Annotated in this window: 8 protein-coding genes; all 8 read left to right on the top strand. The window is 69.7% G+C overall.

Annotated features, from left to right (window positions below; genetic code table 11):
- Positions 1–905 (top strand): apolipoprotein N-acyltransferase (gene lnt / locus P409_RS22415; protein ID WP_034843893.1); only part of this gene is annotated, 905 nt, incomplete at its 5' end.
- Positions 906–1,080: 175 nt separating this feature from the next.
- The gene (locus P409_RS22420; RefSeq protein WP_430515655.1) at positions 1,081–1,461 is read left to right on the top strand and encodes a helix-turn-helix domain-containing protein; all 381 of its coding nucleotides are present in this window, start codon (positions 1,081–1,083) and stop codon (positions 1,459–1,461) included.
- A 105-nt stretch (positions 1,462–1,566) separates the two neighbouring features.
- Positions 1,567–2,733: a methionine adenosyltransferase gene (metK, locus tag P409_RS22425; RefSeq protein ID WP_034843898.1), complete on the top strand. Its 1,167-nt coding sequence runs from the start codon at positions 1,567–1,569 to the stop codon at positions 2,731–2,733.
- 4 nt (positions 2,734–2,737) lie between these two features.
- Entirely contained in the window at positions 2,738–3,445 is a 708-nt protein-coding gene (gene trmB, locus P409_RS22430; protein ID WP_034843899.1) for a tRNA (guanine(46)-N(7))-methyltransferase TrmB, read from the top strand.
- Positions 3,446–3,658: 213 nt separating this feature from the next.
- A complete protein-coding gene (gene rimP, locus P409_RS22435) occupies positions 3,659–4,219 on the top strand; it encodes a ribosome maturation factor RimP (RefSeq protein ID WP_052121189.1) in 561 nt (186 codons plus the stop codon).
- A gap of 13 nt (positions 4,220–4,232) precedes the next feature.
- A complete protein-coding gene (gene nusA / locus P409_RS22440; protein WP_034843900.1) occupies positions 4,233–5,723 on the top strand; it encodes a transcription termination factor NusA in 1,491 nt (496 codons plus the stop codon).
- Positions 5,696–6,424 carry an RNA-binding protein gene (locus tag P409_RS22445; RefSeq protein WP_274519174.1) on the top strand — a complete coding sequence of 243 codons (729 nt, stop codon included), beginning with the start codon at positions 5,696–5,698 and terminating at the stop codon, positions 6,422–6,424. The genes nusA and P409_RS22445 overlap by 28 nt, the downstream gene beginning before the upstream one ends.
- A 21-nt stretch (positions 6,425–6,445) precedes the next feature.
- On the top strand, positions 6,446–6,666 hold a 221-nt coding region (locus P409_RS22450; RefSeq protein WP_034843903.1), incomplete at its 3' end, for a translation initiation factor IF-2 associated domain-containing protein.

The following is a 6,666-nucleotide window of genomic DNA, read 5'->3' on the forward strand; positions in this document are numbered from 1 at the left end:
GCGTGGTTCCGGGCGTGACCCTGCGCCTGGTGCAGCCGAACATCTCCCAGACCGACAAATGGTCCGGCGACAAGCGGATCGAGAACTTCAACAAGCAGCTGGCGATGTCGGCCGCGCCCGGAATCGACCGCATCAGCGCGGTGATCTGGTCCGAGACGGCGGTGCCCTTCACCCTGTCCTGGGAGCCCGAGGCGCAGAAGGCGCTGGGCGCGATCCTGCCGCCCGGCGCCCTGGCCCTGGTCGGCGCCACCCGGGCCACGCCCTACGGCACCGAGCCGCTGCAGGCCTGGAACAGCATCTACGCGGTCGACCGCGCCGGAACCGTCCTGGCCACCTATGACAAGGCGCATCTGGTGCCGTTCGGCGAGTATGTGCCGCTGCGCGAGCTGCTGGCGCCCCTCGGCATCGAGAAGATCACCGCCGGGTCGGTCGACTTCTCGCCCGGCCCCGGGCCGCGCACCATCGACCTGCCCGGTCTGCCGCCGGTCAGCCCGCAGATCTGCTACGAGGCGATCTTCCCCGGCGCCGTACTCGACCCCTCGGCGCCGCGGCCGGGCTGGATGCTGAACGTCACCAATGACGGCTGGTACGGCCAGACCAGCGGGCCGCACCAGCATTTCGCCATCGCCCGCACCCGCGCGGTGGAGGAAGGGCTGCCGCTGGTGCGCGCCGCCAACACCGGCATCAGCGGCGTGGTCGACGGCTATGGCCGGGTCACGGGCGAGATCGCCCTGGGCCAGGCCGGCATCCTCGACGCCGCCCTGCCCGCGGCGCTGCCCGAGACACCCTATGCCCGCTGGGGCGATGCCGGCTTCTGGCTGCTGCTGGCCCTGGGCCTGCTGTTCGGATGGATCGGCCGCCCGGCGCGCCGGACCTTGCGCCCGCCCGCCGCCGGACTGCCTTGAAGTTGCCCGGGTTGGCGCATTAGGATGCGCGCCTTGTGAAATGATCGCACCCATCCCCTTGCGAATTGCTGCGGAGTAGTGTGTGGCCGCACTCGATGCCCCGAAACGGCCCCGCGGTCGTCCTCGGAATGACGAACCCAGCCCGCTCGACGTGCATATCGGCGGCCGTATCCGGTTGCGGCGGACCCTTCTCGGCTACAGCCAGGCCAAGCTGGCGACGGCGATCGGCCTGACCTTCCAGCAGATCCAGAAATACGAGCATGGCTCGAACCGCATCGGCGCCAGCCGCCTGCACCAGTTGAGCCGGGTGCTGGAGGTTCCGGTCGATTTCTTCTTCGAGGACGCACCGCCGGCCGACGGCCTGCCCGCGGCCGGCTTGGCCGAGGAGGCCGAGCCCTACGATTCCGGCCCGGACCCGATGCAGCGGCGCGAGACGCTGGAGCTGATCCGCGCCTATTACCGGGTCGAGGACCAGGCGACCCGGCGGCGCGTGCTGGACCTGCTCAAAGCCATGTCGGGGGCCCGCAGCGACGAGAGCGGCAACGACGAGGGCTGATCCCGAATCAGGTGTACTTGACCGCGCCTGCAGCCCCTGCCAAAAGTCGCGGTCGCCGCCGCACGATTTTTCACACCCATCCTTCATCGCAGCCAGGGGTTCGACGTGGCCAAAGGCAACTACATCTTCACCAGCGAATCGGTCTCGGAAGGACACCCCGACAAGGTTTGCGACCGGATTTCGGATTCCATCGTCGATCTCTATCTCGGCGCCGATCCCCAGGCCCGCGTGGCCGTCGAGACCCTGGCCACCACCAACCGGGTGGTGATCGCCGGTGAGGTTCGCGGCCCGGCCTCGATCACCCCGGACCTGCTGGAGAACGCCGCCCGCCAGGCGATCCGCGACATCGGCTACGAGCAGGACGGCTTCCACTGGAAGAACGCCCAGGTCGACGTGCTGGTGCACCAGCAGTCGGCCGATATCGCCGTCGGCGTCGACGCCGCCGGCAACAAGGACGAGGGCGCGGGCGACCAGGGCATCATGTTCGGCTACGCCTGCCGCGAGACCGAGGCGCTGATGCCGGCGCCGATCCAGTTCTCGCACCAGATCCTGAAGAGCCTGGCCGACGCCCGTCATTCCGGCAAGGCGCCGCAGTTCGGCCCCGACGCCAAGGCGCAGGTGTCGCTGCGCTACGAGAACGGCAAGCCGGTGGCCGCCACCTCGGTCGTGGTCTCGACCCAGCATGCCGACGGCCTGGACCAGGCCGAGGTGCGCGAGATCGTGCGCCCCTATGTGCTGTCGGTCCTGCCCGAGGGCTGGATGTGCGACGAGCCGCATTTCTACGTCAACCCGACCGGCCGCTTCGTCATCGGCGGCCCGGACGGCGATGCCGGCCTGACCGGCCGCAAGATCATCGTCGACACCTATGGCGGCGCGGCCCCGCATGGCGGCGGCGCCTTCTCGGGCAAGGATCCGACCAAGGTCGACCGCTCGGCCGCCTATGCCGCGCGCTACCTGGCCAAGAACGTCGTCGCCGCCGACCTGGCCGACCGCTGCGTCATCCAGCTCAGCTACGCCATCGGCGTGGCCCACCCGCTGTCGGTCTATATCGACACCCAGGGCACCGGCCGGGTCGACGAGGACAAGCTGTCCGACGTGCTGCAGCAGCTGGTCAACCTCAGCCCGCGCGGCATCCGCACCCATCTCGGCCTGAACCGGCCGATCTACGCCCGCACCTCCTCCTACGGCCATTTCGGCCGGACGCCGGAGGCGGATGGCGGCTTCTCCTGGGAGCGGACCGACCTGGTGGACGACCTGCGGTCCGCCTTCTGATCCGATGACCGAGACCGACGGCGGCGCCGAGAAGCGCCGCCATTTCCACGGCCGGCGCCATGGGCGAAAGCTCCGCGCCGGCCGCGCTGCTTTGATCGAGACCCTGCTGCCGCGGCTGACGGTGGCGCTGCCCGAGCACGGCGGCGCACTGGACCCGGCCGCCCTGTTCCCGCGCCCGCCGCGCGAGCTGTGGGTCGAGATCGGCTTCGGCGCCGGCGAGCACCTGGCCTGGCAGGCGGCACATCACCCGGATGTCGGCTTCATCGGCTGCGAGCCCTTCATCAACGGCATGTCGACGTTGCTGGCGATGGTGGAGCGCGACGGGCTGGATATGGTCCGGCTGTGGCCCGACGACGCCCGGCCGCTCTTGGACCGGCTGCCGGAGGGCTCGGTCGGCCGTCTCTTCCTGCTGTTCGCCGACCCCTGGCCGAAGCTGCGCCACCACAACCGCCGCTTCATCCAGGACGACACGGTGGCCGATCTCGCCCGCCTGCTGAAGGACGGCGGCGAGCTGCGCATCGCCACCGATGACGCGCCGCTCTTGGACTGGTCGCTGCAGCGCGTCCGCCGCAACCCGGCCTTCGCCTGGACCGCCGAGGGACCGTCCGACTGGCGCGAGCGGCCCGCCGACTGGCCGCCGACCCGCTATGAGGAGAAGGCGCTGCACGGCCGGCCCTACTATCTGCGCTTCCGCCGCCGGCCGCGGGGATAAGGCCCTTTCGCCCTGCCATGTGGCTCGGACAATGCCTCTCCCGGCGAATCGGGTTGCGAATTGCTGGCGGATCGCTATATATCACCCCAGTTACCCATAGCGTTCGACTTGACTATGGTTCGGTTGAACGATTGAGAGGGTGGGCTGCGGCCCGCCTTTTTTCGTTGTGGTGACGGCTTTCCAAGGCTCTGGACGCGGGGAATGCCGGAGAGGATGACGCAAGTGGATCAGGTGCGCGCAATCGTGGCGCCGTCGCTCGAGGCGATGGGCTATGAGGTCGTGCGCGTCCTCATGACCGGCGGCGAGCACCGGCCGCAGCTGCAGATCATGGCCGAGCGGATCGACCGCCGCGGCATGACCGTGGATGACTGCGCCGAGATCAGCCGCGCGGTGTCGGCGATCCTCGATGTCGAGGATCCGATCCCGACGGCGTACACGCTCGAGGTCTCCTCCCCCGGCATCGACCGCCCGCTGACCCGGCTCGACGATTACGAGCGCTTCCTCGGCCACGAGGCGCGGCTCGAGACGCGGGTTCCGGTCGACGGCCGCAAGCGCTTCCGCGGGATCCTGGCCGGCCTTGAGGGCGAGGCGGTGCTGCTGCGCTCGGAGGAGATCGGGGAGGAGCCCGTGCGGCTGCCCTTCGCCGAGATCCAGCGGGCCAAGCTGATCCTGACCGACGCCCTGATCGACGCCGCCGCCGCAGAGGTCGAGCAGGCCGAGGCCGCGGCCGCCGCCCAGCCCGACAACCCCCTGGCCGACGCCCAGGACGCATAGGAACGCCCAAGGCATGGAACTTCTGCACGTTGCCGATGTCGTGGCCCGCGAGAAGAGCATCGATCGCGACGAGGTGCTGACCGCGATGGAGCAGGCCATCCAGAAGGCCGGCCGCTCCAAATACGGCCACGAGCATGACATCCGCGCCCATATCAACCGCAAGTCGGGCGATATCGAGCTGCGCCGCTACCGCCAGATCGTCGAGACGGTCGAGGACGAGGCCACGCAGCTGGACGCCAAGGACGCAGCCAAGCGCTGGCCGCATATGAAGGTCGGCGAGTTCGTCATCGACGACCTGCCGCCGATCGATTTCGGCCGCATCGCCGCCCAGACGGCCAAGCAGGTGATCGTGCAGAAGGTGCGCGAGGCCGAGCGCCACCGTCAATTCGAGGAGTACAAGGACCGCGTCGACGAGATCGTCAACGGCTCGGTCAAGCGCGTCGAATACGGCAACGTCACCGTCGACCTGGGCCGGGCCGAGGGCGTCATCCGCCGCGACGAGCTGCTGCCGCGCGAGCATTTCAAGGTCGGCGACCGCGTCCGCGCCTTCATCTACGACGTGCGCGAGGAGCCGCGCGGGCCGCAGATCTTCCTGTCGCGCACCCACGGGCAGTTCATGGCGAAGCTGTTCGCCATGGAGGTGCCGGAGATCTATGACGGCATCATCGAGATCAAGTCGGTGGCCCGCGACCCGGGCAGCCGCGCCAAGATCGCGGTGATCTCCAAGGACAGCTCGATCGACCCGGTCGGCGCCTGCGTCGGCATGCGCGGCAGCCGCGTCCAGGCCGTGGTCGGCGAGCTGCAGGGCGAGAAGATCGACATCATCCCCTGGTCCTCGGACGCCGCCACCTTCGTGGTCAACGCCCTGGCCCCGGCCGAGGTGGCCAAGGTGGTGCTGGACGACACCCAGAACCGGATCGAGGTGGTGGTGCCGGACGACCAGCTGTCGCTGGCGATCGGCCGCCGCGGCCAGAATGTCCGCCTCGCCTCGATGCTGACCGGCTGGGACATCGACATCCTGACCGAGGCCGAGGAGAGCGAGCGCCGCCAGGAAGAGACCAAGCAGCGCAGCGAATTGTTCATGGAGGCCCTGGACGTCGACGACGTCATCGCCCATCTCCTGGTGGCCGAAGGCTTCCGCCAGGTCGAGGAGATCGCCTACACGCCGCTCGAGGAGCTGGCGGAGATCGAGGGCTTCGACGAGGGCGTGGCCGGCGAGCTGCAGGAGCGCGCGCTGCGCTGGCTCGAGGAGCGCGACCGGCAGCTGACCGAGCGGTATAAGGAGCTCGGTGTGGCCGACGACCTGGCGGCGCTGGAGGCCCTGACCCCGGCGATCCTGGTCAAGCTCGGCGAGAACGGGGTCAAGACCCTGGACGACCTGGCGGATCTGGCCGGCGATGAGCTGGTCGAGATCCTCGGTGAGAAGACGATCTCGCTCGACGATGCCAACGCCCTGATCATGCAGGCGCGGGCGCATTGGTTCGAGGAGGAGGAGAAGGCCTGAGCGACGCGACTGCCCATTCCCCCGAGGATGTAGACCTGCCCGAGGCCGCAGGGCCCGAGCGGCGCTGCATCGCGACCGGCACCGTGCGGCCGAAGGCGGAGCTGATTCGCTTCGTCGTCGGCCCCGACGGGCAGGTCGTGCCCGACCTGGCGGAACGGCTGCCGGGCCGCGGCCTGTGGGTGAGCGCCGAGCGCGAGGCCTTGCTTCGGGCCCAGGCCAAGGGCCTGTTCGCCAAGGCGGCCCGCCAGTCGGTCCGCGCCCCGGACGACCTGCTCGATCGGGTCGAGGCACTTTTGCATCGGAGCTGCATCGATCTCATCGGAATGGCACGCCGGGCGGGACAGGCGGTGGCCGGATATGAGAAAGTGCATGCGTGGCTGGCCGAGGGCCGCGCCGCGGTGCTGCTGGCGGCATCGGATGGTGCGGCGGATGGGCGGGCCAAGCTGGCAGCCCTGGCCGCCGCGGTCCGGCCGGCACCGGCCCTCGTGGAGATCTTCTCCGCCGACGCGCTCGGGATGGCCTTTGCCCGGGACCGCATGGTACACGCTGCGATCGCTCGCGGCGGGCTGGCGGAACGGCTGGTCGCGGAAGCGGCACGGCTGGACGGAATTCGTGGTCGAGCCGACCGGGTCGGACCGGCTGGACGTGGTGTGGTCGACGGGGCATCGGGTGCCGCGCCGGCCTTCTCTGTGCAGGGATAGCGGCGGATCACGCTGGACGATATGACGGATAGCAAGGAACAGGATCGCAAGACGCTGTCGCTGGGCAGTGCGAAGCCCAAGCTCACCCTCGGTGGGAAGCCGGCCGATGCGTCGGGCCAGGTGCGCCAGCAGTTCAGCCACGGCCGGTCGAAGGCGGTGACCGTCGAGGTCAAGCGCCAGCGCGGCGGCACCAACACGGCCCTGGCCGATGGCGGCGCCGCGGCACGGCGGGCGGCCGAAGG

The organism is Inquilinus limosus MP06 (assembly GCF_000767795.1).
In the GTDB taxonomy this organism is placed as follows: Bacteria; Pseudomonadota; Alphaproteobacteria; order DSM-16000; family Inquilinaceae; genus Inquilinus; species Inquilinus limosus_E.